This window comes from Prevotella merdae (genome assembly GCF_900290275.1).
Lineage (GTDB): Bacteria > Bacteroidota > Bacteroidia > Bacteroidales > Bacteroidaceae > Prevotella > Prevotella merdae.
The window spans coordinates 1-2,267 of sequence record NZ_LT985338.1 but is presented as its reverse complement, the minus strand read 5'-3'; the positions used below and the strand labels follow the sequence as shown (position 1 = coordinate 2,267).

Annotated in this window: 2 protein-coding genes; both read right to left on the bottom strand. The window is 40.5% G+C overall.

The window, feature by feature from the left end:
- Positions 1-275: 275 nt before the first annotated feature.
- On the bottom strand, positions 276-431 hold the full coding sequence (locus tag C9991_RS16795; protein ID WP_157949525.1) for a hypothetical protein: 156 nt from the start codon (positions 429-431) through the stop codon (positions 276-278).
- A gap of 54 nt (positions 432-485) precedes the next feature.
- Entirely contained in the window at positions 486-1,421 is a 936-nt protein-coding gene (locus tag C9991_RS16460) for a leucine-rich repeat protein (protein WP_255414815.1), read from the bottom strand.
- Positions 1,422-2,267: the final 846 nt, after the last annotated feature.

The window sequence follows — 2,267 nt, the reverse complement described above, 5'->3', positions numbered from 1 at the left end:
GCGGCAATCAGTAGGAGGGTATGGCATCCCTGCCATACCCACTCTGCCATGATTGTACAGCCAATTTAGTGGGTATGGCAAGGATGCCATACCCTCCTACTATATGTACGAACTATTACTTATTGTATGCAAAAATAACAAAAAAGGAAGAACAATCCAAATATAAAAATGTTTATTAACGCAATATGGGGGTGTGGCAAAACTCATAAAATGAGATGCCACACCCCCATATACTACTGTCTTGCCACGTTCATTCCACAAGACTACGTGGCTGACTATTCTCCATAAATATATCCATCATCGCCAAGCTCCGGATCGTTTCCCGATCCAGGTCTGCCCATTGGAATAGTTTCTGTCGACGCAGCTATCATACCTACAGTATCGATAGCGATAACATTGATTTGTGGTTTATAATACTTTTTCTTTTCCATATTGTTTTTATTTTTTTGTTATTGATTTTATTTATTGAACATTCAACAGTTCTGTTATTTGATGATTATCTTCTTAGTCTTTCCCGACTTCATGCGCACGATGTTTACGCCCTTCTGTGGTTCGTCGAGACGCTTGCCGCTGAGGTCGTAGTATTCTGCCTCGGCATCATTCAATGCGTCGAGAGCCTCCGATGCGTTGATGCCAGTGGTAGAACCGTCGATGCGCATGCTGAGTTGGGCAGGGGCGTTGGCAGAAGTGCCACTGAGCCAAGCGCGGAACGGACCAACCTTGACGGCAGTAACCGAACTCACCCCTTTCAATTTCTCTACATTCCAGAAGCAGTCTTTGGCAATGATATAACCATCGCCGTTGGTAACGTCCTTGGTCCAGTAAGTGCCGCTGAATTTCATGCCGTCCATAGGTTGATCATTTATTGCCATATTCAACTTAGCCTTGTTAGCGCCAAATGTCAGCTCTGCTTCGCTGCCGTTGCGCTTTACCACGCATGGAGTTCCGGCAGCCACCACTCCTTCAAGTTGTTTCAATACAAGTTCCTCGCCAGTCATATTGTCGATGGAATATAGACGGTAAGGCTCGTTGCCAGTCAGCGTCAAGGGGTAAGGCAACACGAGTGTGCCCCAGTTGCTCGTCATCGTGCGAGTGTAGTATATTTCATTAACTGTGCCACTTGCCTTGTCGCTAATATATGAGTCGTCGCTCAGACTTACTGTCTGCGTACGAACACCTAAGTTTCTCGATATACCTTCTGGTAATGACTGTAACTTGATAGTTTTAATATTGTTACAATAGCTAAAAACATAATCATGTATTTTTTCCAATGATTCAGGTAGCGTTATTTGTGACGGGTTTTCCGAATCCCCATTTAGAGCTGTGCATAAATTAAATGCTAAACGTCCAATTTCCTTTACCGAGGCAGAAATAACAAGATTTCCTGAAAGACTTTTACATCCGCTGTATTTACAACCGATTATTACTCAATATTTTATAGATAATAAGTCAGAAATATGGTTGTTATTTTTAATTGCACATTCTAAAAGGTGAAGATTTAACGCTTTTATTGATTATTAACTCAAAAAGGACATCAACTTGGGTCGTTTCTTCTCTTTTCCTTGCTATTCGTTTCCGATATTCCACTTTTGTTTTGGTCTATCTCATATGTACTGCAAAGGTATTGATTTTTGTTTGATATTGCTCCTTGCTTGCTCCTTGTCGTAGATTAATTTTCACACAGGAATTTTTGTTCTCTTTCTATAGGGGCTTGAAACAATCCATTTATTGGAAACAATTAAAGACGGAGCTGGTTTGCCCCAGTGCTTTTTAAGAAACAGGGCAATTATTTTATCTCCACAAAGGCTCTTGTTCCCAATTATGAGGAAAGCCTAATAAACGAGTTCTTACTGATGGGTATTTCGATAAAAGCTGCTTGAAATCTGCAACAAAAGTGTTGCCCATAGAAATGGAGTTAAGCCAATACACCACATAGCAGAGTTGCGGATAAAGTGTTTGTTCACGGAACGAGAAATCCGTAATCCATGTGTTTGGCATACGCATAGGCATCATTGGCTTGACAGGAAAGACCCGATTTGACAGTCTTGAATGATGGGCGCAGCAATTACGAAGTACGGGTCTGGGTACGGATTAAAAGGCTAAGTGATTATTTCCAGTCATTTAGCCTTTTTAATTATCTAATTTTTCCCCACATTTTCCCCACAGCTGTCTATTTATATATTTTAGAAACATATTTTTCCGTAAATTTATGTACCTTTGTCGGCAAATAAAGATATTCTCGTCAAACAAATATAAATAATATAAAC